The organism is Sphingopyxis sp. L1A2A (assembly GCF_005502465.1).
Taxonomy (GTDB): domain Bacteria; phylum Pseudomonadota; class Alphaproteobacteria; order Sphingomonadales; family Sphingomonadaceae; genus Sphingopyxis.
In genome coordinates, this window is sequence record NZ_SCOT01000001.1 from 225,894 (window position 1) to 249,887 (window position 23,994).

Sequence of the window (23,994 nt, forward strand, 5' to 3'; positions counted from 1 at the left end):
AGCCGCCCTTTCGGGATGCGCGCTAGGGGGTCGGTGCGGCCGCGTTGCGGACGATGGCGGCAGCCGGGCTGTCGCGCGGCTCCAATATCGCCGCGGTCTCGATCAGGTCAAGCGCACGCCGCGCCTCATGATAGCGGCGCGCGTCGATCAACCAGTCGTTGGCGGCGGCGGCACCGGGCATCGCCTCGACCTCGGCGATCGCCAGATCGGCTTGGCCGGCACCCAGATAGCGCCGCGCCCGGTCGAGTCGCTCCGCGGCGCGCGGCGACTGCGTTCCCGCGGCGCGGACGACGAACAATTCGCCAAGTTCGCGGCGCAGCCCCGTCCACAGGCTGCCATTGCCATCGCCGCCGCGGCCGACGAGCTGCGGTGCCAGCGTATCGAGTTCGGCGCGCAATTGTTCGAGCGTCACCGGGTCGCGCGACGTTTCGATGATCGTTTTCACCGCATTCGGCTGGTCGTCGCCGAAACGCAGGCGCAGCTGGGCGTCGAGATAACCGAGCGACAGGCCGCGATCGAGCGCGCGGCGGACAGCAAAGGCCACCAGCAGCCCCTCCGAGCGCGACGCATTGCCCGACGCCGATTCGGCCTGCAGGGTGATCCGCGACAGCCGCTGTTCCAGTTCGGCGACCCGCGCCGCCAGCGCATTGGCGCCGTCGACCGGCGCGACGATCAATGGCTGTCCCGCGGCGGCGCCTTTTGGCGCAGCGCCCGCGATCAACACCGGGTCGGCGGTGCCGCCTGCCACGGACGTGTCGGCCATCTTCGTCGTCGGCGCGGTGCCATCGCCGGTCAGCCAGCGGTTCACCGCCCAGCCGCCGCCGACAACACCGGCGAGCAGCAGAAGCAGGGCAGCGATGGCGAGCAGACGAAACGATGGCCCCCTCGTCGGGACCGCCTCGTCCGCAGGCGAGGGGGTGTCGATGCTGTCGATTGCCATATGTCTCTTTCGAACGACCCTATTTTTCGCCCTTGTGGCACAAAGCATGGGCCAGTGCCAACATTGACGCATCGGTCGGCTGTGCCGCTATGGCCAATTCGGCCCAGCCATCGCCCGCCGCCGCCGCGACCGCGGGGCTGATCGCGGCGAGCGTCAGGTGCGCGCGACGCGGCCCGACCAGGTCGGCGATCCGCTGCGCCGCGCGCGCCGAATGGGCGAGCAGCACCGCTGGGGCGGCGACACATTCCTCCCAGCCGGGCGGCGGATCAACCGCGTCGACCGCATAGCAGGCCAGCGGCTTCAGGGCCGCACCGCGCGGATCAAACTCGGACCGCTCGCGGCCGCAAAGCCATAAGATCCGGGCGATTTTTTTTGACGTCATAGCGTCAAGAAGGCTTTGTGCATCCCCTGCGCCGGTCTGCACGACGGTCAGTCCGGCCGCCCGCGCGGCATCGGCGGTGGCGGTGCCCACTGCATAAACCGGAAGCGCCGCCAACCCCGCAAGCGGCGGCCCGGCCAGCCGCGCCGCTTGCGCGCTAGTGAGCAGCAGCGCGTCGAAATCGGCGACTGATGGCACCGCCCATGGCATCGCCCGCGCCGCGAACAGCGGCATCGCATAAGCGTCGAGGCCCAGCGCCGCGGCGCGTGCGATGGTGGCGCTATTGCCCGGTTCGGGGCGGGTGACGAGCAGCGGCACGCCGCCGCTCATGCCGCGAACAGCCGCCGCACCGTATCGGGCGCATCGGCGAGCAACCGCCGCGCCAGCGCCGCCGCGGCATCGTCGTGATCGATCACCGCATAGCCCGCGGCATGATCGGCGCCATCTTCGGAAAAAATTTCGGCATCGAGCCGCAGGGTGCCATCGTCCAGCCAACCAGCATGCGCCGCCACCGGCGATCGGCAATCGCCGCCCAGCGCCGCCAGAAACGCGCGTTCGGCCGCGACCGCACGGTGGGTCGGTGCGTGGTCGATCGCGCCGAGCAGCGCCAGCGCGGCGCCATCGGCGGCGCGGCACTCGATGCCGATCGCGCCTTGCGACGCCGCGGGCAGCAGCACCGCCGCGTCCTGCGCGCTGCCTACGCCATGCATCCCCAGCCGGTCGAGCCCCGCCGCCGCCAGCAACGTCGCATCGGCCTCGCCCGCCGCCAGCTTCGCCAGCCGCGTCGCGACATTGCCGCGCAGCAGCACCGGCGCCAGGTCGGGGCGAATCCGCCGCACCTGCGCGGCGCGGCGCGGACTACTCGTCCCCAGCCGCGCGCCATACGGCAGGTCGGCGATGCTGGTCGCCGCAATATCTTCGCGCACCACCAGCCGGTCGCGCGGATCGGCGCGTTCGAGCATCGCACCCAGCACAAAACGCGCATCGCGCAGCGTTTCGACGTCCTTCAGCGAGTGGACCGCAATATCGATCACCCCGGCATCAAGTGCCGCATCAAGCTCGCGCGTCCACAGTTCCTTGCCGCCGACCTCGGCCAGCGCGCGGTCCTGGATGCGGTCGCCGGTCGCGGTCATCGGCACGATCGTCAGCGCCTCGGACGCGATGCCATGGGTAGCAATCAGCGCCGCCGCCGCCATATGCGCCTGTGCCATCGCCAATGGCGATGCCCGCGTGCCGATCCGCAGCGGATTTTCGATATTGGGAAGTTCGGTCATCGCGTCGCTGCTAGCGCGGCTTGCCCTGCCGATAAAGGGGCGGGTAAGGGATGCGCACGATTATGACTCTCATCCTTGGCCTTGAATCGAGCTGCGACGAAACCGCGGCGGCGCTTGTCGACAGCGATCGGCGCATTTTGGCGCACCGCGTCGCGGGGCAAGAGGCCGAGCATAGCCCCTTTGGCGGGGTCGTCCCCGAAATCGCCGCGCGCGCGCATGTCGACCGCCTCGCCCCGATCGTCGCCGGGGTGCTCGCCGATGCCGGCGTGTCGCTCGCCGACGTCGATGCCGTCGCCGCGACCGCCGGTCCCGGGCTGATCGGCGGGGTAATGGTCGGGCTGGTCACCGGCAAGGCGCTCGCCCACGCCGCGAACAAGCCGCTGATCGCGGTCAATCATCTTGAGGGGCATGCGCTGTCGCCGCGGCTCGTCGAACCCGGCCTCGGCTTTCCCTATCTGCTGCTGCTCGTGTCGGGCGGCCATTGCCAGTTGCTGCTGGTCAAGGGCGTCGGCGATTATCGCCGCCTCGCCACCACGATCGACGATGCCGCGGGCGAGGCGTTCGACAAGACCGCCAAGCTGCTCGGGCTCGGCTATCCCGGCGGCCCCGCGGTCGAGCGCATCGCGCAGGACGGCAACCCCCACGCGGTGCCGCTGCCGCGGCCGCTTGTCGGCAGCGCCGAACCGCATTTCTCGTTCGCCGGGCTCAAGAGCGCGGTCGCGCGCGCCGCCGCGAGCGGCGCCCACAGCGTTCCCGACCTCGCCGCCTCGTTCCAGCAGGCGGTCGTTGACTGCCTCGTCGATCGCAGCCGCATCGCGCTCACCGCCTGCCCTGACGCGACCGCGTTCGTCGTCGCGGGCGGGGTGGCCGCCAATGGCGCGATCCGGACCGCGCTGACCGACCTCGCCGCGCGCTTCGACCGCCCGTTCGTCGCGCCGCCCTTGTGGCTGTGCACCGACAATGGCGCGATGATCGCCTGGGCCGGGGCCGAGCGCTTCGCCGCGGGCCTGTTCGACGATCTGTCGGTCGCCGCACGCCCGCGCTGGCCGCTCGATCCCGCCGCCGAAACCGTGCGCGGCGCCGGAGTCAAAGCATGACGTCATATCGCAGTTTCGGCATTGTCGGCGGCGGCGCATGGGGCACCGCGCTCGCGCAAATGCTCGCCGCCGATGGCGCCCCGGTGCGGCTGTGGGCGCGCGAGGATGATGTCGTCGCCGCGATCAATGCCGAGCATCGCAACCCGGTCTTTTTGCCCGGCGCGGCGCTGTCGGCGTCGCTCACCGCGACCGGGGCGCTCGCCGACATGGCCGCTTGCGACGCGCTGCTCGTCGTCGTGCCGGTGCCCTTTCTGCGCGCCGTGCTGGCCAATCTGCCCGCCGGCGACGCGCCGCTGATCTTTTGCAGCAAGGGGATGGAGGCGGGCAGCTTTGCCTTTCCGATCGACATGGCGCGCGAGCTCGCACCCCAGCGGCCGCACGCGGTGCTGTCGGGGCCGACCTTTGCACACGAGGTCGCCGCCGGGCTGCCGACCGCGATCACCCTCGCCGCCGCCGACCCTGACCTCGCCGCCGCCATTGCCCGCGCAATCGCCCGCCCGCATTTCCGCCCCTATGTGTCGACCGACGTCATCGGCGCCGAGATTGGCGGCGCGATCAAGAATATCCTCGCCATCGCGTGCGGCATCGTCGACGGCGCCGGGCTCGGGCTCAACGCCCGCGCCGCGCTGATCAGCCGCGGCTTTGCCGAAATGACGCGCTTTGGGCTGGCGCGCGGCGCGAAGGCTGAAACGCTGGCGGGGCTCGCCGGGCTTGGCGACCTTGTCCTCACCTGCACCTCGGCCAATTCGCGCAACTTCGCACTCGGCCAGGGGCTGGGCAGCGGCGCCGACGCCGCAGCGCTGATGGCCGACCGCCGCACCGTCGCCGAGGGCGCGTTCAGCGCCCCGGTCATCGCCGCCGCGGCGCGCGCCGACGGCATCGACATGCCGATCTGCGACACGGTGGCGCGGCTGGTCGCCGGTGAAACACGCGTTTCCGATGCCATTCACGCCCTGCTCAGCCGCCCGCTGCGATCCGAGGGTCGGTGATCGATTGGACAGATTTGCCTGCGCCCCCGCGCCACGCTAGAGTAGCGTTCGGGGACCAGCAGAAGGGGCGGCGGGCTTGAGCCAGACGGACAGCGCAGCCGCGCCCACATCGCCCGCGGGCGCCCCCTCGGGCGATGCCGACACCGCCGCGCTTGCCAAGGGCGGGCGCACCAATTTCTTCGGCTTCCTCCTGCGCCTCGTCGCGCGCCTGCCCTTCCTTTATGTCGCCGGGCGCTGGTACGGGCCCGAAGCGGTCGGGCGCTTTGCTTTTGCGGTACTCGTCATCGAACTGGTCGCACAGCTCGCGACGCTGGGGCTCAAGCGCGGGCTTGCCGAACAGCTGAGCGCGCCGGGCGCCGACCATCGCACCGTCGTGTGGGACGGCATGTTCGTCGCGCTGCTCGCCTCGACGGCGGGATCGGCGCTGCTGTTTCTGCTGCCCCAGCTGATGTATCCCGCGGGCGATGTCGGCGGCGCCGACCGCTGGATGGCGCTGCTCGTCTTTGCCATTGCCGGGACCGACATCGCGCTCGCAGCCTGCGCCTATCGTTTCGACATCGGCGCGACGGTGCGCGCGCGGGCGATCGTCGAACCCTGGGTGATCAGCGCCGCGGCGGCGGGCTTCTGGTTCGTGTCGGTGCAGGATGGATTGATGCTGTCCTATGCCGCCGCGATGGTCGGCGCCTTCCTGACCGCGCTGATCCCGATGCTGCGCCATTATGGCGGGCCGCGCGGCTGGCAACCGCATCCCGCGCATCTGATCGCAGTTGCGCGGCGCAACGCGCCGCTCGCCGCCGCCGACGCGATCGAGTGGGGCACGCGCCGCCTCGACCTGTTCATCCTCGGCCAGTTCACCTCGCCGACGATCTACGGCATTTATTACATGGCGCAGCAGGTCGCGTCGCTGCCGCAAAAGCTGAAAACCAGTTTTGAACCGATCCTCGGCCCGGTGATCACCCGCAACCTCGCCGAAAACCGGCTTGCCGCCGTGGCGGCACAGGTCAGCCAGGTCGGCTTCTGGATCATCGCCGCGCAGGCCGGGGTCGCATTGGCGCTGGGCATCCCCGGCGAAGCCGTGATGGGCCTCGTCGGCCCCGAATTCGTCAGCGGCACCGCGGCGCTCGCCTTCCTGCTCGCCGCCGAAGTCGTCGCCGCGACCGCGGTCGTCAGCGAAGCGGCGCTGGTCTATGTCGCGCGCCACCGTAATCTTTTGATCAGCATTGCGACGCTCGCCCTGCAGGCGGTGCTCAGCGTCGCGCTGATCCTGATCGCGAAATCGATGGGGCTGCCGCCGATCACTTACGCCGCCGCCGTCGCGCTGGCGCTGATGCTCGCGCTCGGCTTTGCTTCGCTGGTCAAGGCACGACTGCTAGCGCATGTGCTGAAGGCGCCGGTCAACAGCCTGCGCTGGGCGCTCGTGTGGGCGACGACGGGCGCCGCAATCCTCGGCTGGGGCGCGACGCAGCTGCCCGAATGGGCCGAGCTGCTGATCGGCGTGCCGGTGATCCTCGGCATTTATTCGTGGCTGATCTGGACCCGCGGTTTCGGTCCCGCCGACCGCGCCCTGTTCAAAAAACATCCCGAAACGGCAGGCGCCGAGCCCGCCGCCACCTGACGTCAGGCGCTAGTTACTTCACCGCGTCCTGCGCCGCGTCGCCAACATCCTGCGCGGCATCGCCGACCTTTTGCGCCGCTTCCGTAATCGCGCCGGTCTCGGCCTTTTCATTGCCCAGAAACTGGAACGCGAAAAAGCCCGCGACCGCCAGCACGACCAGCAGGATCAGGCCCATGCCCAATCCGCCGCCGCGCCGCGGTTCACGGTCGATGATCGTCGTGGTGTGCGTCGTCCCGTCGGGGGCGCGTGTTTCGTGAATCTCGTCGGCCATGTCATTCTCCTGTGCCATGCATCTGGCGCATAGGACGCGTTGGGTGGCTGAAAGTTCCTAGTCGAGCCGTGCGGCGACCTTGGCGTTGAGGTCGGTTTGCGCCCGCGGCCCGACCTGCGCGATGATTTCGCGCGCGCACACCGCCCCCATCGTCAGGCAGTCGGCGATCGGGCGTCCTTCGGCCAGCCCCGCCAGGAAACCGGCGGCGAACAAATCGCCCGCCCCCGTCGTGTCGACCACATCATCGATCGGCTCGGCGGCGACTTCAGTGCGTTCGCCGCCCGTCACCGCAACCGCGCCATGTTCGCCGCGCGTCGCGATGAGCAAGGGCACCGCGGCCGCGACCTTCGCCAGCGCGGTTTCAAAGTCGCCTTCCTGCGCGAGTTCGAGCAGCTCGGCCTCATTGGCGAACAGGATGTCGATCTCGCGCGCCGCGGTCATGCGGCGGAAATCCTCGCCATGCCCCGCGACCACGAACGTGTCGGACAGGGTGAAAGCGACGCGGCGGCCCGCCGCCTTGGCCAGCCCGATCGCCTCGGCCATCGCAGCGCGCGAGGCATCGGCGTTCCACAAATAACCTTCGAGATAGAGGATGTCGGCGTCGGCGATCAGCGCCGCATCAATCGATTCATGGCCCAGATTCTGCGACGCCCCCAGGAAGGTGTTCATGGTCCGCTGGCCGTCGGGGGTCACCAGGATCAGGCAACGCGCGGTCGGGGCGCCGCCCGCCAGCGGCGGGGTGTCAAAGGCGACGCCGAGCGAGGTCAGGTCGTGGGTGAACACCTGACCCAGCTGATCCTGCGCCACCTGGCCGATAAAGCCGCAGCGGCGCCCGAGCGCCGCCATCCCGGCCAGCGTGTTCGCCGCGCTACCGCCCGACATTTCGATCGCCGGACCCATTGCCGCATAGAGCCGCTCGGCCTCGTCGGCGTCGATCAGCCGCATCGATCCCTTGACCAGATTTTCGGTCTCGATCAGCGCATCGTCGGCGCGGGCAAGGACGTCGACAATGGCGTTGCCAATGGCAACAACGTCGAAACGGGCGGTGGAGGCCATGAAATATCCTGTGATGTGTGGAAAAAATGCTGCTGCGCTTTAGGGAGGCGGGCCGATCAAGGCAAGCGCGACGCTTGACGCACGCCCCGCCGCCCACCATCCCCGATCGATGACCCGCGCCGTCCACGCCTTTCTGCTCGCGCTCAGGGATTTGCCCCGCCCGCGCGTGCTGCGCATCCTGTTGCAAAGCCTGGCGCTCACCCTGCTCCTGCTGATCGTCGCGGGCGCGGCGCTGTTCGTCGCCGCCCGCTGGGCGCTCGAACATTGGCAATGGCTGGGCGCGGCCGAACGCGACATGGCGGGGATCTTGGTCGTCGTCGCGATCATCGCGGGCAGCTGGTTGTTGTTTCGCGCCATTGCGATCGTCGTCGTCGGGCTGTTCGCCGACGCGATCGTCGCCGATGTCGAAGGACGCCATTATCCCGCCGCCGCGGCGCGCGCCGTCGATGTCGGCTGGCGGCAGAATATCCGCCTCGCGCTCGCGTCGCTGGTGCGGCTGATCGGCGGCAATCTGCTCGCGCTGCCGGTCTATATCCTACTGCTCGTCACCGGCATCGGCACCCCGATCTTTGCGCTGTTCGTCAACGGCTTGCTGCTTGGCCGCGATCTCGAGGCGATGGTGCTGGCGCGCCACCCCGAACGGCCACGGCTCGAACGGCCCGCGCGCTGGTCGCTCGGCCTGCTGTCCGCCGCAACCTTCATGGTGCCCATCGCCAATCTGTTGGCGCCGATCGTCAGCGCCGCTATGGCCGTCCACATGCTCCATTTGGCGAGCGGGGACCTGAAAAAATGATCAACAACAACCGCTTGGCGATATTCACCGGCCTCGCCCTGCTGCTCGGCGGCTGCGCCGGCAACGCGATTCCGCGCGCCACCCCGCCCAAGGCGCCGGCGGCGGCGGGTCCGATCACCGCGCCGCGCCCGACCCAGAACAACAGCATGATCGGCCGCCCCGCCAACGCCGCGCTCGGGCTGTTCGGCAAGCCGCGCCTCGACGTCGCCGAGGGCGCCGCGCGCAAATTGCAGTTCAGCGGCACCGCGTGCATCCTCGACATCTATTATTATGCGCCGCGCCAGGGCGCCGACGCGCTCGCCACCCATGTCGATGCGCGCACCCCCGACGGCCGCGATGCCAATGTCCCCAGCTGCATCGAGGCGCTGCGCCGCTAGGCTGACGTCACGACGTCAATTCACCCAACGCCCAGCGCGCCGCATCCGCCACCATCGGCGTTTCGTCCTTGGTCAGCCGTTCCAGCGCCGGCCGAAACGCGGCGTCGCCGCTGTTCCCTGCCGCTATTGCGGCGTTGCGCACCATCCGCCCGCGCCCGATGCGCTTGATCGGCGACCCCGCGAATATCTGCCGGAACCCCGCATCGTCGAGCGCGAGCAGGTCGGCGAGCGACGGCGCGACCAGCTCGGCACGCGGCAGGAAGGCGCGGTGCGTATGCGCGGTGTCAGCGAACTTGTTCCACGGGCACACCGCCAGGCAATCGTCGCAGCCATAGACGCGGTTGCCGATCCCGCGCCGCAGGTCGAGCGGGATCGGCCCGTCATGCTCGATCGTCAGGTACGAGATACAGCGCCGCGCATCGAGCTGGTAGGGCGCTGGAAAGGCCTGCGTCGGGCAGGCGGTCTGGCACGCCGAGCAGCTGCCACAGCGATCGCGCCCCGGCACGCTCGGCGCCAGATCCAGCGTCGTGTAAATCGCGCCCAGGAACAGCCAGCTGCCATGGTCGCGGCTGACCAGATTGCTGTGTTTGCCTTGCCAGCCCAGCCCGGCCGCCGCCGCCAGCGGCTTTTCCATCACCGGCGCGGTGTCGACGAACACCTTGAGCTCGGCGCCGGGCGCTTCGGCGACCAGCCAGCGCGCCACCGCTTTCAGCGCCTTTTTGACGACGTCATGATAATCGCCGCCCTGCGCATAGACCGAAATCCGGCCGCGACCAGGGTGCTCGGCGAGCGCCAGCGGGTCGTGCGCCGGGGCATAGCTCATCCCCAGCGCGATCACCGACCGCACCTCGGGCCACAGTCCCTTGGGCGAGCCGCGCTGTGCGGCGCGGCTTTCCATCCAGATCATGTCGCCGTGGCGTCCATCGGCCAGCCACTGGTTCAATCGCGCCGCGGTTTGCGGCGCCGCGCCCGCGTCGGCGATCCCGAACGCGGCAAAGCCATGTGCGCGCGCCACCGTTTCGAGCCGGTGTTCGAGCGACGATGTTTCAAGGGGCAAGGCTTCGGCAACCATTGCCGCTCTATACGCGAGCCGCCTCGCCGTGCCATAGCTGGCGCGTGAGAAGATTGGGGACCGAAGTTTGAACGATTATAGCGTCGAGGCGACCGGCCTCACCAAATATTTCGGCGATTTCAAGGCGGTCGATCGAGTCAGCCTCACGGTGCCAACCGGCAGTATTTATGGCGTGCTCGGCCCCAATGGCGCCGGCAAGACCACCAGCCTGCGGATGACGCTGGGCATCATCGACCCCGACGAGGGCAGCAGCCGCCTGTTCGGCGACCAGCGGCCGCAGGCGGTGCGCCACCGCATCGGCTATCTGCCCGAAGAACGCGGGCTGTATCCCGGCATGAAGGCGCGCGAGGCGATCGCCTTCATGGGCGCGCTGCGCGGGCTCGACTGGAGTGAAGGCCGCCGCCGCGCCGCGACTTTCATGACCGAACTCGGGCTCGAGCGCGTGATCGACGAAAAGGTCCGCAAAATGTCAAAGGGCATGGCCCAGATGATCCAGTTGATCGGATCGATCGTCCATGCGCCCGACCTGATCGTTCTCGACGAACCTTTTTCCGGGCTCGACCCGGTCAATCAGGAACGGCTCGAAATGCTCGTCCGCCGCGAGCGCGATCGCGGCGCCACGATCCTGTTTTCGACCCATGTCATGGCGCATGCCGAACGCCTGTGCGATCGGCTGGCGATCATCGCGCGCTCGCAGCGCCGTTTTGAAGGCACGGTCGACGACGCGCGCGCCCTGCTGCCGATGCAGGTGCGTTACACGCCGCGCGCCGATGCCGACCCCGGCGCCATCGCCGCGCTGCTCCCCGCGGGCGCCGAGATGCGCGGCGACAGCTGGTTTTTCCCGATCGAAGATGCCGACGTCGAACCACTGCTGGCGCGGATCACGGGCAGCGGACTGGGCGTTGCGGGGCTGTCGATTACCCGTCCCGCGCTCCACGACGCCTTTGTCCATATCGTCCGCCAGGTCGATGCGAGCTTCGAAGCCGACGCAAGTAACGACGCGGTAGAGGAGGCGCTGGCATGACCCCTTTCCTCAAGAATATGTTCGTCATCGCGCGCCGCGATTTTCTGGCGATCGTCGCCACCCCGACCTTCCTGCTGTTCCTGCTCGCGCCGCTGTTCATGGTCGGCATGGGGCTGGCGGGCGGCATGGGCGCCTCGCAGCTTGCCGACAGCACTCGCGGCACCGGCCGCATCGTCGCGGTCGTCGATGCCGCGGATGTCGAGGAGCTGCGCGCCGCCGACCGCCGCCTCCGCGACGCCTTTACCCGCGGCGACGCGCCGCCGCCGCTCGAATATCGCATCGCCGGGCAAGGCGCGCCCGATCCGCTGGCGATCACCCGCGAAAAGGGCACCGACACCTATGCGGTGATGACCGGGCCGCTCGCCAGCCCGCGCATCGTCGAGCGCAATGCCGACGGCGGTTCGGGGCGCTATCTCACCCTGCTGGTCAATCAGGTGCTGCGCGACCGCGCCGCTGGCGAAATCGCCCCTGCAAAGCCGCGCTTTGAAAGCATCCAGCGCGGCGGCACCAGCATTGCCGTGCAGCAGTCGCTCGGCTTTGGCGCGGTGTTCATCATCTTCCTGCTGACCTTGCTCCTCGCGGGCCAGACGGTGAGCTCGCTCGCCGAGGAAAAGGGCAACAAGGTCATCGAAATCCTCGCCGCCGCGGTCCCGCTCGAAAGCGTCTTTCTGGGCAAGCTGCTCGGCTTTCTGGGGGTCGCGGTGCTGTTCATCGCCTTCTGGATGGCGATGGCGCTCGCCGGCGGGCTGATCGCGGCGATGCAGATCGACGCGGCGACGCTGGCGACGGCGCAAAGCGCGGGCGAGGCGGCCGCGGCGCTCGGCGCGGCGCCCGCGACCGGCTGGCCCTTTTTCCTTGGCATCGGCTTCGTCTATTTCATCCTGTCCTTCCTGCTCCTCGGTGCGGTGTTCCTCGGCGTCGGCGCGCAGGCGGCGACGGTGCGCGAAATCCAGATGCTCAGCCTGCCGATCACGATCTTCCAGGTCGGCATGTTCAGCCTGTCGACCGCCGCCGCCAGCGCCCCGGGCAGCACATTGTCGACCGTCGCGCAGATTTTCCCCTTCTCGTCGCCGCTCGCGATGGCGGCGCGCGCCGCGACCGACGACAGCAAGGCGGTGCACCTCCTCGCGCTCGGCTGGCAAGCGATCTGGGTGGCGCTCGTCATCTTCCTGTCGGTGCGCCTCTTTCGCGCCGGGGTGCTCAGCGGCGGCGGCAGCTGGAAATTCTGGCGGCGCCGCGGAAGGGCGGCAGCGATAGCCGCTAACGCCGCTTCTGCAACCGCGCAGGCCACCGACCCTCATTGACAAAGCTGTAAATAGTGGCATTCTGCAACTGAATCGGCCGCGCGATGACGGCTGGACGGAGGATAGCAATGGCCACCCAAATTCGCACCGCCCCCGAAATCGCCAACCCGCTCGACGTCAGCCGCGCCGAACTGTGGAGCGAGGACCGCTGGCAGGAACCGATGCGCCAGCTGCGCGCCGAATCGCCAATCTATCATTGCGAGGATTCGAAATTCGGCCCCTATTGGTCGGTGACCACCTATAAACCGATCCAGCATATCGAGGCGCTGCCCAAGATTTTCTCGTCGTCGTGGGAATATGGCGGGATTACCGTCGCCGGCGACGGCGTCGAACATCTCAAAGAGGGCGAAATCCCGCTGCCGATGTTCATCGCGATGGATCCGCCGCAGCACACCGCACAGCGCCGCACCGTCGCCCCGGCCTTTGGCCCCTCCGAAATCGAGCGGATGCGCGCCGATACGCAGCAGCGCACCAGCGACCTGATCGATACCTTGCCGATCGGTCAGCCCTTCGACTGGGTCGAAAAACTGTCGATCGAACTCACCACCGACATGCTCGCGCTGCTGTTCGACTTTCCGTGGGACGAACGCCACCGGCTAACCGCCTGGTCCGACGCGCTGGGCGACATCGAATCCTTCGACACCACCGAATTGCGTCAGGCGCGCACCGCCAAGGCCTTTGAAATGGGCGCCGCGTTCAAGGAGTTGTGGGACCGCAAGGCGCTCAACCCCGGTCCGCACGACCTCATCTCGATCATGCTGCAATCCGACGCGATGAAGCATATGAGCGAGCATGAATTCATGGGCAATCTCATCCTGCTCATCGTCGGCGGCAACGACACGACGCGCAACTCGATGTCGTCCTATGCCTATGGCCTGCACTGCTTCCCCGACGAGCGCGCCAAGCTCGAAACCAATCACGACCCCGAACTCGCGGTCAACGCGATGCACGAAATCATCCGTTGGCAGACCCCGCTCGCGCATATGCGCCGCACCGCGATGGAAGATACCGAGCTGTTCGGCCACCAGATCAAGAAACGCGACAAGATCGCGCTCTGGTACGCCTCGGCGAACCGCGACGAGAGCGTCTTTCCCGACGGCGACCGGATCATCGTCGACCGCGAAAACGCCCGCCGTCACCTCGCCTTCGGTTATGGCATCCACCGCTGCGTCGGCGCGCGCGTCGCCGAATTGCAGCTGACGACGCTGATCTCTGAAATGCAAAAGCGCCGCCTGCGCGTCAATGTCCTCGCCGAGCCCGAGCGCGTCCACGCCAGCTTCGTCCATGGCTATCGCCACATGCAGGTCGAGCTGGAGAAATATTGACACCGCTTGAAACCTGGCGCCACAAAACCACGTATCTGACGTGAAGGCCCGGCCCCCGGGTCAGGAGTTCGCCATGATCGACCGCCGTTATCTGCTCGCTGGCCTCGCCCTTGGCGGCGGGGTGATCGCCGCCCCGATGTTGTTCGCCAAATCGGCGCGCCCGCAGGCCGCCCCCGGCTGGCGGCTCAGCGACGCCGAATGGAAAAAGCGCCTGTCGCCGCTGCAATATCGCGTCCTGCGCGAAGCGGCGACCGAACGCCCGTTCAGCCATCCGCTCGACAAGGAAAAGCGCGCCGGCACCTTTGCCTGTGCGGGCTGCGCGCTGCCGCTCTATTCGAGCAAGACCAAATATGACAGCGGCACCGGCTGGCCCAGCTTCTGGGCACCGCTCAAGGGCGGGATCGCGACATCGACCGACTATGACCTCGGCTATGCGCGGGTCGAAGTGCATTGCAAACGCTGCAGCGGTCATCTTGGCCATGTCTTTGACGACGGGCCGAAACCGACCGGCAAACGTTATTGCATGAACGGCGCCGCGCTGACCTTTCGCGCCGCCTGACGCCGCGGCGTCAGCGCGCTGGCGGCGACTTTACCCGCCACACCGATAGGCCGGTCCGCTGCCCGATAGCGACGGGTTCGAGCCAGATCGGCGGCGTGCCCGCGTAAAGCTGGGCCGCGAGCGCATCCTTGCGGGCGCGGCGATATTGGACGAGGTCGTTCGCGGAGCGGCAAAAAATCACCAGCTGGGCGCCATTTTTGCGGACCAGCGCCTCGGCTTGGGCCGGGTCGCCGGTAAAGGCGCGCAGCGTGTCGGCCATCGCCTGCTTGTTGCGATGGTGCCCCGTCGCCACCAATCCATGGCGCGTCCAGAACATCAGCGGCGCGCCCAGATCGATCGGGGTCATGATCGTCGTCGGCGGCAACCGGTTCAGCGCCGCGATCGTCGCGGGGTCGAGACAGGTCTGGGCAAAGGGTTCATGCGCCGCGGTTTCCGCGTCATCGTGCTGCAAGGCGGGAAACAGCAGTCCGAGCGCCGCCGCTGCCGCAATGCTGCCGAGCAACGGCAGGCTTAGCGACGCCATCGCCGACGCCAGCACGCGCGGGATCGTCGCCGGGATGGTCCGCGCCCAGCCCCAGACGCGCAGGCCAAGCCAGGCACTGCCGGGCAAGGCAAACAGATGGGCGGTGGACACACTCCGCAGCACGAACAGCGACAGCGCCGCCGCCCCCACCAGCGCCACGATCACCGTCGCCCACGCCTTGCGATCATCGGCCTCGGCACAGCCACGCCACGCCAGCAGCGACCCGATCAGACCGGCAATCGACGGCACCAGCACAAAAATGGCGTCATAGCCGCGCGACGCCCACAACGGCTGACCCTCGAGGATGTTCTTGTACCAATATTCGACGACGATCGGGTCGAGCGAGGCAAATGGGCCGTTCGCGCATTGCGGTTCGGCCCATACCAGCGCCGCCGCCGCCGCGAGCCCCGCGCCGCCGAGCAGCGCGAGGCGCAGCCACACCGCCCGCGGATTGGCGCGCGCAGCGGCAAAGGTCGCCGCCGCCGCCGCCACAAACGCCGCCATATAGGGCACCGACAGCGAATCGCACCAGGTTCCCGTCAGCCCGAGGGGGCCGCGGGTCGCGAATTGGATCAGGATGGCCCCGCCCGCCAGCGCGCCTAGATAGCCGCACAAGCGATCGCGGTCGGGGGCGCGGCCATGCAGCGCCCAGCGGAGTGCCGCCAGCGCGGCGAACAGCGCGACAATCGGCAATCCTTCAATCGACACCGCCAGCAATGCGGCGGCGAACAGCCCGGCCCACGCCCCCGCCCGCCATGTTGCGGGGCGCAGCGCCTGCGCCATGATCAGCATCGCAAACAGGATTTGCCAGCCGTGATGATCAACCCGGAGCGGGCGGAACTGCATCACGATGAAACCCGACATGATCAGGAACAGCGGCACGACATAGGCAATCCGCCGGTCGGACAGGCCGCGATAACCGAGCACGCAGGCGGCGCTCAGGACAGCGCCGAGCAGCGGCGGCCACAGCGTCATCACAATGCGTTCGGCCATCGCCTGCCCGAACAGCGGCTTGAGCAGCAATATCCCCGCCGCCAGCGGCGCATCGACGATCCGCGACCAGTGCATCAGCACCCCGCCGCCCGCCGGATTGACGCGATATTGCGACAGATCCCACCAGCTTTGGCCGGCCAGCAGGTCGCGGACCTGCGCCATGCGCATCGCGTCGTCGGTGTCGCTCAGGTCGAGCGCGACGATCGCCGGCCAGTTGGCCATGATCGCGATCAGGCTCATCGCGCTCCAGATCAGCAGCGCGATGCGCAAGGGCGTGAACCACGGCCCCAAAACGATCCCGCCGGACGCCGAAACCGGCGGCACCGCGCCGACCGCAGACAACGCGGGCGCGTCCGTCATGCCGCGGCGGCCCGGAACACGATATGGCGGCGCAGCAGATAGGTGGTCTGGAAACTGACGACGATCGCCACCAGTTTCGCGAGCCGCGGGTCGAGCCCGAGCGCGCTGCCGGTGCCGACGATCGCCGTCGTCACCGCCAGACCGATCAACGCCGATCCGACGAACAGCAATTTCTGGCGATGGCGCTCACCGGTGCCGCGTGCCGCAGCGCCGTCGGCAAAGACAAGCCGGCTCGACACCAGCCAGTGCACCAATATGCCGGCGCAATAGCCGACCGCCGACGCCGCCATCGGCGACAGCCCCGAATCGAGCAGCAGCAGGAACAGCCCGGCATCGCTGCCCAGCGCCAGACCGCTGGCGAGCAGATAGTTCAGCCAGCGAATCTCGCCGCGGCGGATCGATCCGATCAGGTTCAGCGCGGGTTGCACGGCAAGAATCCCTCCGGCCAAGGCGTCAGGCGGCCTTCGTCACGCGCGCCGGGACGTCGCGGACCGACGCCAGCGCCGCCTGCTCGCCCTCGGTGCCGCTTTCATGATATTCGGCATCCTCGTTGACGCCCCAGATGTCATAGACGCGGTCTCCGGCGACGATATTGCGCACCGTCAGCATCGCTGTCATCATCGCATGATCCTGGTTGTTGTAGCGGTGCATGCCGTTGCGCCCGACCATGTGCAGCGTCGGATAGCGCGCCTCGAGTTCGCTGCGCATCGTTTCGACATGCGTGGCATAGTCATCGTCATAGACCGGATAGGCCTTTTCCTGCCGCACGACCGCGCCGCCGACGACATCTTCGGGATCGCACAGGCCGAGAATCGCCATTTCGCGGGTCGCCAGCGCGACCAGATCCTCGTCGCTTGATGCCCACAGCCCGTCGCCCTCGAAACAGAAATATTCCAGGCCCACGCACGCCAGTTCGGGGTCGGGCACCATTTCGGGCGACCAGCTGCGGAAATTCTGCACCCGGCCGACCTGCACCTTGCTGTCGTGGATATAGATCCAGTTGTCGGGGAACAGATCCGCCGACCGGATTTTCAGCGCGACGGTCAGAAAGTCGCGATATTTCAGCTTCGGCGCCGCATTCAGCGCGCAGGCGGGCAGCGGATGGATACGCGCTGCCAGCTCGCGCATCGGCGCCGAGCTGATGACATGCGCCGCATCGATCACGACATCGCCGTTCGGGCCATTGGCGGTCAACCGCCAGCGGCCGCTCACCTGATCCTGCGTCAGCTGCTTGAAGCTATGCGCCATCAGCACATGGTTGCCGCCCGCGACCACCTTGTCGCGCGCCGCATCCCACATCATGCCGGGGCCAAGCCGCGGATAGCGAAAGGTTTCGAGCAGGGTCTTGGTCGCCATGCCGTCATTCGGGCGCTTGTTCAGCCCCAAGCTGCGCTTCAGCCCGTCGAGCACCGCGGCACCCAGGCTCAGCCCCTTGATCCGCTGCGCCGCCCAGTCGGCCGACATTTCGTCGCACGGCATGCCCCACACCTTCTCGGTATAGGTTTTGAAAAAGATCGAATAGAGCTTCCGCCCGAACTGGTTGATCGTCCAGTCCTCGAAACTGCGGACATTCTTGTTCGGCAGCAGCTTCGCCTGCGCATAGCTCACCATGCACAAAGTCGAACGGACAATCCCCAGATTCCACAGCGCCTCGAACGCGCGCAGCGGATAGGAATAGAATTTACCTTCGTAATAAATGCGGCTCATCCGCGGGCGCTGGATGAAATCGTCGGGCAGAATCTCGTTCCACAGATCGACGACTGCCTGGCTTTTGGAGAAAAATCGGTGGCCGCCGATGTCAAAGCGAAAGCCTTCGTGCTCGACGGTGCGGCTGATCCCGCCGACATAGACCGGGTCCTTTTCGATCACCGTCACCTTATACCCCTGTTGGGTCAGCTGATAGGCGGCGGTCAGCCCGGCCGGCCCGGCGCCAATGATGGCGACGTCGGCACTGGTCGGGCGGCTTTTCGAAACTTGGGCGTCGGTCACTTAAATTCCCCCACAGACAGATTACGGTCTAACTGGCGCAGGACGCGCTAAAAAATGGTTAATGCGCCGGTAGGAAAATGGTCATCCAGCACCGGTTTCATGCGCTGATCCGCCCGCGCGGTGGCAGGATGCGATACACGCTGAACGTATCCGACGAGAGCCGCGGATCACGGCTCAGCCAGCGCACCGGCTTTCCCTGCGCCAGCTGCGCGGCAAGGCCGCCGGGCGCCTCGCGCGCAAAGCGTTGCATTTCGGGCAAACCCAGGCAGGCGACCAGATATTGGGCGCGCTCGGCACGAACGATCGGCTCCGCGGCGCCGGGCGCGGCGGTAAAGGCTGCAATGATCCGGCGCATCGCCGCGGCATTGCGATGATGCCCGGTCGCGACAACGCTGTGCGGGGTGCGGACCAACAACGCCGGACCGATGTCGATCGGCGCGAACATATGGGACGGCCGCAATTTGTTCAACGCGGCGAGCGCAGACGCGGTGGGACATTTGCCCATGTCCTGCGCTTCGCGCGTCGGCGCGCCCGTCACCGCAAAAGCCAGCTTTGCACCGAGCGCCGCATCCACCCCCGGCAACGCCGCAAAGATCAGCAGGACCGATGCCGCCCGGCCCGCCAGCGAGCTGCGACTTCGGCTCCAGTGCCACAGGCCGATCGCCATCGCCGCAAAGGCGGGGATCAGAAACGCATGGGTCGTCGCACCTATGCGGGTTACGAAAAGCGACGTCGCCGCACTGGCCAAGATGATCACGGTGGCGCGGGTCCAATTTTCCGCGAAAACATCACTGCGGCTCTGCCGCCACGCCCATGCCAGCGCCCCCAGCCCGACCAGCGTCGGTGCGAGATAGAGCATCGCATAGGGCGCTTGCTGGGTCCAGATCGGCCGCCCCTCGAACACCAGATCATACCAATAGTGCCGAACCAGCGGATCGAGCGCGCCGAAAGGACCGGACAGACAGGGCTTGCCGATCAGGATGAATAGCGCGCCGCCGACCACGCCAGCCGCCAACAAACCCGCAGCACGGCGCGGCATCGACCGTGACAGCCCCGCGGGCGCCTGAATCCAGGCCCAGGTGATCGCCCCGGTCGCCGCCACCGCGGCCGCATAGGACAAGGAAAAACTGTCGCAAAACACCGTCAGCGTCGATAGCGTCCCGCGCATTGCCAGCAGCCAGACGGTCGGCAAGATTGTCAATCCGAGCGCAAAACCGGCAAGCCGCCGCGACGTCGCCGGATCGCGCAGCCAGTCAGCGGCAAACAGCGCCCCAAAGATCGCCAGATAGGGTAGCCCTTCCAGCGAAATCTCGGTGTGCACGGTGATAATCGCCGCCGCCGCGAGGCCGTTGGCAAACGTCGCTGGCCGCAACGCGATCCAGAACATCGCGACCGACAGCAACAGCTGCCAGCTGTGGTGATCGATGCGCATCGGTACAAAAAACTGCAAAAAAGTGACGCCAGTGAACGCAATCAACAGCCCGACAATGACAAGCGGCCGACCGCCCAGCAGGGACAGGATCCGGCCGAGGAGCAGGAACAGCGGCAGGATCAGCAATTGGGGCTGAAGGGCCAGCGCCCAACGCTCGCCCGCCGCCTCGCCCAACAAAGGCTGCAGGATCAGGATAAGCCCCGCGATCGACGCATCGACAAAGCGCGACCAGTGCATAAGACCGCCGCCCTCGGTCGGATTGACCCGATATTGCTGGATATCAAACCAGCTTTGCCCGGCGAGCAGGTCGCGCACCTGCGCCAGCCGCATCGCATCGTCGGGATCGGGATAAAGAAACTGTGGGATGGCATCATATTGACTGAACAGGCTGAACAGCGCGAGGATGAACCAAAGCGAAACGGCAAGCCCATCGCCCCCAATGCGCGCGATAAGCTGCCCTGCCCTGCCTGTCCGCTGCATTACGCGTATAACCCCATCTCTCGCGCCCGCCCAAGGCTGCGTTCCGCTGTGGTCAATCATGGCTAAGGACTGGTTAATTCGGGGTCGCAATTCTCGGCAAAACGCCCTTTCCCGGCTTGGGGCGCTGCCCAAATTGCGATAAACTTGCCCCGGCCAAGGAGGCGCGACATGGCGGGTGGTCTGGCAATTGTCCTGAGCGGCGGCGGCGCCAAGGGCGCCTTTCAGGTCGGCGTCGTCCACGAACTCGTCGTGGGCCGCGGCGTGCGCCTCGACATCGTCGCCGGCGTATCAACCGGCGCGATTCAGGCGCTGGGGGTCGCGCAGGACGATGTTCCGGGCCTGCTCGACGCCTGGCTCGCGATCCGCGGCAACAGCTCGATCTACAAATCGCGCCCGCTGGGCGTCGTCGGCGGGCTGCTCGGCGAGGATGCGATCTACGACACCGCGCCGCTCAAGCGCCTGCTCAAGGGCTTTGCCAACGACGCCAAACTGCGCGCCAGCGGGCGCAAATTGTTGCTTGGGGTCGTCAATCTGGGCACCGGCACCTACCGCAGCATCGACGAGACTGTACCCGGCATCCACAATTGGGTCTATGCCAGCTGTGCGATGCCGCTGTTTTTCGACCCCCTCAAGACGCGCGCGAGCGACGGGACCGAGGAACAATGGGTCGATGGCGGGGTGCGCGACGTGACCCCGCTCAGCGCGGCGCTCGACATGAACCCGCGCGGCGTGATCGCGGTGCGCGCCTCGCCCGCGCCGCGGCCCGGCCCGGTGCGTATCTTCCCCAATTTGATCAAGATCGGGCTGCGCGCGGTCGACATATTGCAATCGGAGGTGTCGGCCAATGACCTCGCGGGCGCGGCGCTGATCAACGACCTGATCGCCGCGCGCGAGGCTCAGCTGCGCGCGCTGCAAAGCGAAGGCATCGGCGGCGCCCAGGCCGCGCGCATCCTCCGCCCGCTCGACGTCCAGATCTCGCGCTACCGCTTCGCCCCGATCCGCATCATCGAACCCGAGGAAGAAGTCGCCGAAACGCTCGAATTCAACCCCGCCAAAATCCGCGCCGCGATCGACGCCGGCCGCCGCGCGGTCGATCGCGAATGGGACGCGCTGGAACCGTTGTTGAGTTGAGATGGCGCGGACGACTGTTTGCGCCCGGTTGCGAACATTGATCCGCCCTGTGGCGAAGCCATGGGGAGGATATTCTCCTCTTCGTCATCCCGGACTTGACCCGGGATCCATCTCGCTCGCCGCTTAGGGCGATGCAAGGGGCCATGGACCCCGGATCAAGTCCGGGGTGACGAAGACAGGATGCCCAGCAATCCATCCCAAAGCCGACAATCGCTTCCTAAGGTCCGCCATCCCCCGCGCCCGGCGGCCCGCGCGCGCCATTGCCCTCGCCCGTCACTGCCGTTTCCTGCACCGCCACATCGCGGCGCAGCGGCTTCAACGCCAGCGTCCCCAGCCGCACCCGCGGCGTCGCCTTGCCCGGCACCGCGGCAATTGCAAAACCGCCGTCGAGCCGCAGCGCCGCCGCCGACGCCTGCCCCAGCCGCACCGTGTAACGCCCGTAAGCGACGCTTTCAAAAAGGAAATATCCGTCGAACTCGGTCAGCGTCGTCGCGCGCACCCGCCCTTCGGCATCGACCAGCTCGAGGCTCAGCCCCTCGACCGGATTGCCGCCGTCGCGCCGCACCACCCCCTCGATCTCGCCCGCCGCCGACATCGGAAGCGCGATGCGCGTTGCGACGCCGGGGCGCGGCGACACGACCACGCCGGGCAGCGCCGGCTGGACATAGGGATCGGGCAGGCTGCCGGCATCGATCCCGATCAGCACCGGACGGAACGGCTCCAGCCCGTCGATCGTCGCCTGTCCCTGCTGGTCGGTCGCCGCGTCGATAAAGCCGTGGCCCGCGGTCAGCGGCACCCCTGCCAGCGCAGCCTCGCCCGACTGGCGAATGCCGTCGCCATTGTCGTCCATCCACACATCGGCGATCACCTGGCCACGACTTGCCAGCTTTTCGCTCGACACGCGCCAGCCGCCATTCGGCTTCGGCCCAAAGCTGAACGCGAGCGACAGCGACGCCGCGAGCGATCCGTCGCTCGCCACTTCGCCGAAGCCGCTCAGCTGTAACCGGTTGAAACGGCGGGTATATCCGGCGCCGATCCGTGCCCGGTCGAACCCGCGATCATAGCCGATTTCGGCGCGCCATTCGGCGTCGCCCCTGCCCGCCCATTCGCCGATCAACGCCACCCGCGTGTCGCTGCTGTCGCCCGACAGCGCAAAGCGCGCCTCTCCGCGGACGCGAACACGCCCGATCCGGGCATTGGCGAGCAGGCTGGCGGTCAGATTGTCGGGCGGATCGGGACCGACCGGCACCTTGGTCCGGCTCCAGTCGAGCTGGCCGGTAAAGGTCAGCGCGCGAAAACTCGCCGATGCGCGCGCGCTGGCTTCCAGGCTGGTGATCCCCGACCGCCGATCGATCTGGCGGACGTCGAAATTCAGCGGCAGCACGGTCTGCCCCAGCTTGACCGACTGATCGACCGAAATCGAATAGAGGCCATTGATATTGCCCAGGAAACGGTCGGACACAAAGCCGTTCCAGCCGCGCATCGCGTCGGCGCGAACATAGGTTTCGCCGAACGCCGCCAGCCAGCTCGCGCGCACCGCGCCCCCGCCGTCATCCGCATAGCTGCCGCCGACCTCGAGCAAGGTCGGGCCGAGCGAGCGGCGCAGCGCCACCTCGGCATAATTGCGCCGGACATTTTCGATCATCAGGCTATGGGCATAAGCCGCGACCGACGTGCGCGCATCGAGCCCGCGCTCGGCGCCCAACGTGCCGCGCCAGCCGCGGCGGAATGGACCGCGCCGCCGCCCGCCAAATTCGATCAGGTCGGCGTCTTCCTGTGCAAATCCCGCCCAATACCAAGTCTGCTGCGGCGGGATCGAGTCCATCCCTACCTGCACCTGCTTGATTTCGCGCCTGATTTGTCCCTGCGGGCCATAGAGGACGATTTCAAAGCGGTTCGATCCATATTGCAGCGGCACGTCGAGAAATTCGTAGCGGCCGTCGCCATTGGGGCTGGTGAATGCCAGCAATTGGCCGTTGCGATACAGTTCGGCGTCCCAGCCCGCGGGCAGATCGCCGCGAAAATTGGTCTTGTCGAAACTGTCGGGGCGCTCGACCGGGCGATTGGTGACCACCGCGCCGCGCCCCGGCGCCGACGATGCGACGATTCCGGTCGACAACAGGCTGACATCGCCCGCGGCATAATGCGTTGCCTTCAGCGGCCCGAGCAGCCGCCCTTCGGGATCGGTGCGATACAGACGCATCCGCAGGCTGTCGGGCACCCCCTTGTTGTCCGACGACAGCCGCGCGTCGAAACTCTGCCCCAGCACCTCGCCCGCGGCGAAAATCTCGTACCGCCCCTGAACATAGGAACCGCCGCGCTTGTCGGAGACAAACCCCGCCGAAGCGACAACATCGACCGACGGCGTCGCCCACGCCTGATACGGCCGCGACGCCAGCGGCAGGCTGGCGAGGTCGAATTGCGCCGTCGGACGGATCGCCGCGGCGCGCGCGCGCCGCTCGGCGGCAAGCTGGAACGGTAGTTTGTCCTTGGTCTCTATCCGCAGCACGGCGTTCGACAGGTCGGCGGCGATCGGCACCCCCAGCCAGCTGGTCAAACTGTCCAGATCGATGCACCAGCCGGCGGGGGTATCGCGGATCATCGTTGCCGAGAGCCGAAAACTCTGGCTGCCCGCGCGCACTTCGCCCGCGTCGCGGTCGATCGTCAGGCTGCGCCGCTCGTCGAACACCCAGCCGGTTGCGCGGCGCAACTTCTTGTCGACGCGCACCGCCAGGTCGAGGGCCAGCACGATGTCGGCCAGGTCGACGCACACCCCCTGCGGCGTCTGATAGCCGCGCACGCCGTCGCCGAGCCGATACTGTCCCGAGCGCAGGTCGAACAGCCAGCTGTCGTCCTCGGTCGGCGCCCAGCCATCGGCGGCAAGCGAAACGGGCTGGTTATCAACGGCCGCGGCGCCGGCCGGGACAAGCCCGACCAGCGCCAACCCGGCGAATATCGCCGGTTTCCATCGAGCAAGCACCGCGCGGAGCACGGCCCGGCTTCTCTTGGGC

General features: G+C 67.6%; 21 protein-coding genes. 10 read left to right on the top strand and 11 right to left on the bottom strand.

All coding sequences use genetic code 11. The features are described from left to right. Positions 1–22: 22 nt before the first annotated feature. The 3 genes from FFS68_RS01105 to hemC are packed head-to-tail and all read right to left on the bottom strand — an operon-like array spanning position 23 to position 2,593. A complete protein-coding gene (locus FFS68_RS01105) occupies positions 23–940 on the bottom strand; it encodes a mitofilin family membrane protein (RefSeq protein WP_137751457.1) in 918 nt (305 codons plus the stop codon). A 19-nt stretch (positions 941–959) separates the two neighbouring features. After that, on the bottom strand, positions 960–1,649 hold the full coding sequence (locus FFS68_RS01110; protein WP_137751458.1) for a uroporphyrinogen-III synthase: 690 nt from the start codon (positions 1,647–1,649) through the stop codon (positions 960–962). Further along, positions 1,646–2,593 (bottom strand): hydroxymethylbilane synthase, encoded by a 948-nt coding sequence (gene hemC, locus FFS68_RS01115; RefSeq protein ID WP_137751459.1) that lies wholly within the window; start codon positions 2,591–2,593, stop codon positions 1,646–1,648. Before hemC ends, FFS68_RS01110 begins: the two co-directional genes overlap by 4 nt. Before the next feature lie 62 nt (positions 2,594–2,655). On the opposite strand from hemC, the gene tsaD reads away from it, so the two are divergent. From tsaD to FFS68_RS01130, 3 genes are all read left to right on the top strand, one after another. After that, the gene (gene tsaD, locus FFS68_RS01120; protein WP_137751460.1) at positions 2,656–3,690 is read left to right on the top strand and encodes a tRNA (adenosine(37)-N6)-threonylcarbamoyltransferase complex transferase subunit TsaD; all 1,035 of its coding nucleotides are present in this window, start codon (positions 2,656–2,658) and stop codon (positions 3,688–3,690) included. Then, positions 3,687–4,679 carry an NAD(P)H-dependent glycerol-3-phosphate dehydrogenase gene (locus tag FFS68_RS01125; RefSeq protein ID WP_137751461.1) on the top strand — a complete coding sequence of 331 codons (993 nt, stop codon included), beginning with the start codon at positions 3,687–3,689 and terminating at the stop codon, positions 4,677–4,679. Before tsaD ends, FFS68_RS01125 begins: the two co-directional genes overlap by 4 nt. Positions 4,680–4,755: 76 nt before the next feature. Then, complete coding sequence (locus FFS68_RS01130) at positions 4,756–6,294, top strand: lipopolysaccharide biosynthesis protein (RefSeq protein ID WP_137751462.1); 1,539 nt, start codon at positions 4,756–4,758, stop codon at positions 6,292–6,294. Between the two features lie 13 nt (positions 6,295–6,307). On the opposite strand, the gene FFS68_RS01135 is transcribed toward FFS68_RS01130, so the two are convergent. Continuing rightward, positions 6,308–6,565 (bottom strand): hypothetical protein, encoded by a 258-nt coding sequence (locus tag FFS68_RS01135; RefSeq protein WP_137751463.1) that lies wholly within the window; start codon positions 6,563–6,565, stop codon positions 6,308–6,310. A 57-nt stretch (positions 6,566–6,622) separates the two neighbouring features. After that, positions 6,623–7,621 (bottom strand): adenosine kinase, encoded by a 999-nt coding sequence (locus FFS68_RS01140; RefSeq protein WP_137751464.1) that lies wholly within the window; start codon positions 7,619–7,621, stop codon positions 6,623–6,625. Positions 7,622–7,730: 109 nt separating this feature from the next. Between FFS68_RS01140 and FFS68_RS01145 the strand changes: the two genes are divergently transcribed. After that, entirely contained in the window at positions 7,731–8,414 is a 684-nt protein-coding gene (locus tag FFS68_RS01145) for an EI24 domain-containing protein (RefSeq protein WP_137751465.1), read from the top strand. Next, positions 8,411–8,791: a hypothetical protein gene (locus tag FFS68_RS01150; protein WP_137751466.1), complete on the top strand. Its 381-nt coding sequence runs from the start codon at positions 8,411–8,413 to the stop codon at positions 8,789–8,791. The genes FFS68_RS01145 and FFS68_RS01150 overlap by 4 nt, the downstream gene beginning before the upstream one ends. Positions 8,792–8,798: 7 nt before the next feature. On the opposite strand, the gene queG is transcribed toward FFS68_RS01150, so the two are convergent. Continuing rightward, complete coding sequence (queG, locus tag FFS68_RS01155; protein WP_137751467.1) at positions 8,799–9,863, bottom strand: tRNA epoxyqueuosine(34) reductase QueG; 1,065 nt, start codon at positions 9,861–9,863, stop codon at positions 8,799–8,801. Positions 9,864–9,930: 67 nt separating this feature from the next. Between queG and FFS68_RS01160 the strand changes: the two genes are divergently transcribed. The 4 genes from FFS68_RS01160 (at position 9,931) to msrB (ending at position 14,075) form a co-directional block, all read left to right on the top strand. Continuing rightward, the gene (locus FFS68_RS01160) at positions 9,931–10,887 is read left to right on the top strand and encodes an ATP-binding cassette domain-containing protein (protein WP_137751468.1); all 957 of its coding nucleotides are present in this window, start codon (positions 9,931–9,933) and stop codon (positions 10,885–10,887) included. Further along, a complete protein-coding gene (locus FFS68_RS01165) occupies positions 10,884–12,191 on the top strand; it encodes an ABC transporter permease (protein WP_137751469.1) in 1,308 nt (435 codons plus the stop codon). The genes FFS68_RS01160 and FFS68_RS01165 overlap by 4 nt, the downstream gene beginning before the upstream one ends. A gap of 68 nt (positions 12,192–12,259) precedes the next feature. Beyond that, complete coding sequence (locus FFS68_RS01170) at positions 12,260–13,516, top strand: cytochrome P450 (protein ID WP_137751470.1); 1,257 nt, start codon at positions 12,260–12,262, stop codon at positions 13,514–13,516. A 73-nt stretch (positions 13,517–13,589) separates the two neighbouring features. Further along, on the top strand, positions 13,590–14,075 hold the full coding sequence (msrB, locus tag FFS68_RS01175; protein WP_137751471.1) for a peptide-methionine (R)-S-oxide reductase MsrB: 486 nt from the start codon (positions 13,590–13,592) through the stop codon (positions 14,073–14,075). 10 nt (positions 14,076–14,085) lie between these two features. Here msrB and FFS68_RS01180 read toward each other — a convergent pair whose 3' ends face one another. The 4 genes from FFS68_RS01180 to FFS68_RS01195 form a co-directional block, all read right to left on the bottom strand. Further along, positions 14,086–15,951 (bottom strand): hypothetical protein, encoded by a 1,866-nt coding sequence (locus FFS68_RS01180; protein ID WP_137751472.1) that lies wholly within the window; start codon positions 15,949–15,951, stop codon positions 14,086–14,088. Next, positions 15,948–16,379, bottom strand: a complete 432-nt coding sequence (locus tag FFS68_RS01185; protein ID WP_137751473.1) for a GtrA family protein — start codon at positions 16,377–16,379, stop codon at positions 15,948–15,950. Before FFS68_RS01185 ends, FFS68_RS01180 begins: the two co-directional genes overlap by 4 nt. A 25-nt stretch (positions 16,380–16,404) precedes the next feature. Further along, positions 16,405–17,940: an NAD(P)/FAD-dependent oxidoreductase gene (locus tag FFS68_RS01190; RefSeq protein WP_137751474.1), complete on the bottom strand. Its 1,536-nt coding sequence runs from the start codon at positions 17,938–17,940 to the stop codon at positions 16,405–16,407. Between the two features lie 97 nt (positions 17,941–18,037). After that, complete coding sequence (locus tag FFS68_RS01195) at positions 18,038–19,852, bottom strand: hypothetical protein (protein WP_137751475.1); 1,815 nt, start codon at positions 19,850–19,852, stop codon at positions 18,038–18,040. 168 nt (positions 19,853–20,020) lie between these two features. On the opposite strand from FFS68_RS01195, the gene FFS68_RS01200 reads away from it, so the two are divergent. Continuing rightward, positions 20,021–20,983, top strand: coding sequence for a patatin-like phospholipase family protein (locus FFS68_RS01200; protein ID WP_137751476.1), 963 nt, complete (start codon positions 20,021–20,023; stop codon positions 20,981–20,983). A gap of 217 nt (positions 20,984–21,200) precedes the next feature. Here FFS68_RS01200 and FFS68_RS01205 read toward each other — a convergent pair whose 3' ends face one another. Continuing rightward, entirely contained in the window at positions 21,201–23,975 is a 2,775-nt protein-coding gene (locus FFS68_RS01205) for a carboxypeptidase-like regulatory domain-containing protein (RefSeq protein ID WP_137751477.1), read from the bottom strand. Between the last annotated feature and the right edge of the window lie 19 nt (positions 23,976–23,994).

Bases quoted from the DNA above. Each gene is read 5' to 3' on its own strand.
- FFS68_RS01105 (WP_137751457.1), bottom strand. From the start codon at position 940: ATGGCAATCGACAGCATCGACACCCCCTCGCCTGCGGACGAGGCGGTC.
- FFS68_RS01110 (WP_137751458.1), bottom strand. From the start codon at position 1,649: ATGAGCGGCGGCGTGCCGCTGCTCGTCACCCGCCCCGAACCGGGCAAT.
- hemC (WP_137751459.1), bottom strand. From the start codon at position 2,593: ATGACCGAACTTCCCAATATCGAAAATCCGCTGCGGATCGGCACGCGG.
- tsaD (WP_137751460.1), top strand. From the start codon at position 2,656: ATGACTCTCATCCTTGGCCTTGAATCGAGCTGCGACGAAACCGCGGCG.
- FFS68_RS01125 (WP_137751461.1), top strand. From the start codon at position 3,687: ATGACGTCATATCGCAGTTTCGGCATTGTCGGCGGCGGCGCATGGGGC.
- FFS68_RS01135 (WP_137751463.1), bottom strand. From the start codon at position 6,565: ATGGCCGACGAGATTCACGAAACACGCGCCCCCGACGGGACGACGCAC.
- FFS68_RS01140 (WP_137751464.1), bottom strand. From the start codon at position 7,621: ATGGCCTCCACCGCCCGTTTCGACGTTGTTGCCATTGGCAACGCCATT.
- FFS68_RS01145 (WP_137751465.1), top strand. From the start codon at position 7,731: ATGACCCGCGCCGTCCACGCCTTTCTGCTCGCGCTCAGGGATTTGCCC.
- FFS68_RS01150 (WP_137751466.1), top strand. From the start codon at position 8,411: ATGATCAACAACAACCGCTTGGCGATATTCACCGGCCTCGCCCTGCTG.
- queG (WP_137751467.1), bottom strand. From the start codon at position 9,863: ATGGTTGCCGAAGCCTTGCCCCTTGAAACATCGTCGCTCGAACACCGG.
- FFS68_RS01165 (WP_137751469.1), top strand. From the start codon at position 10,884: ATGACCCCTTTCCTCAAGAATATGTTCGTCATCGCGCGCCGCGATTTT.
- FFS68_RS01170 (WP_137751470.1), top strand. From the start codon at position 12,260: ATGGCCACCCAAATTCGCACCGCCCCCGAAATCGCCAACCCGCTCGAC.
- msrB (WP_137751471.1), top strand. From the start codon at position 13,590: ATGATCGACCGCCGTTATCTGCTCGCTGGCCTCGCCCTTGGCGGCGGG.
- FFS68_RS01180 (WP_137751472.1), bottom strand. From the start codon at position 15,951: ATGACGGACGCGCCCGCGTTGTCTGCGGTCGGCGCGGTGCCGCCGGTT.
- FFS68_RS01195 (WP_137751475.1), bottom strand. From the start codon at position 19,852: ATGCAGCGGACAGGCAGGGCAGGGCAGCTTATCGCGCGCATTGGGGGC.
- FFS68_RS01200 (WP_137751476.1), top strand. From the start codon at position 20,021: ATGGCGGGTGGTCTGGCAATTGTCCTGAGCGGCGGCGGCGCCAAGGGC.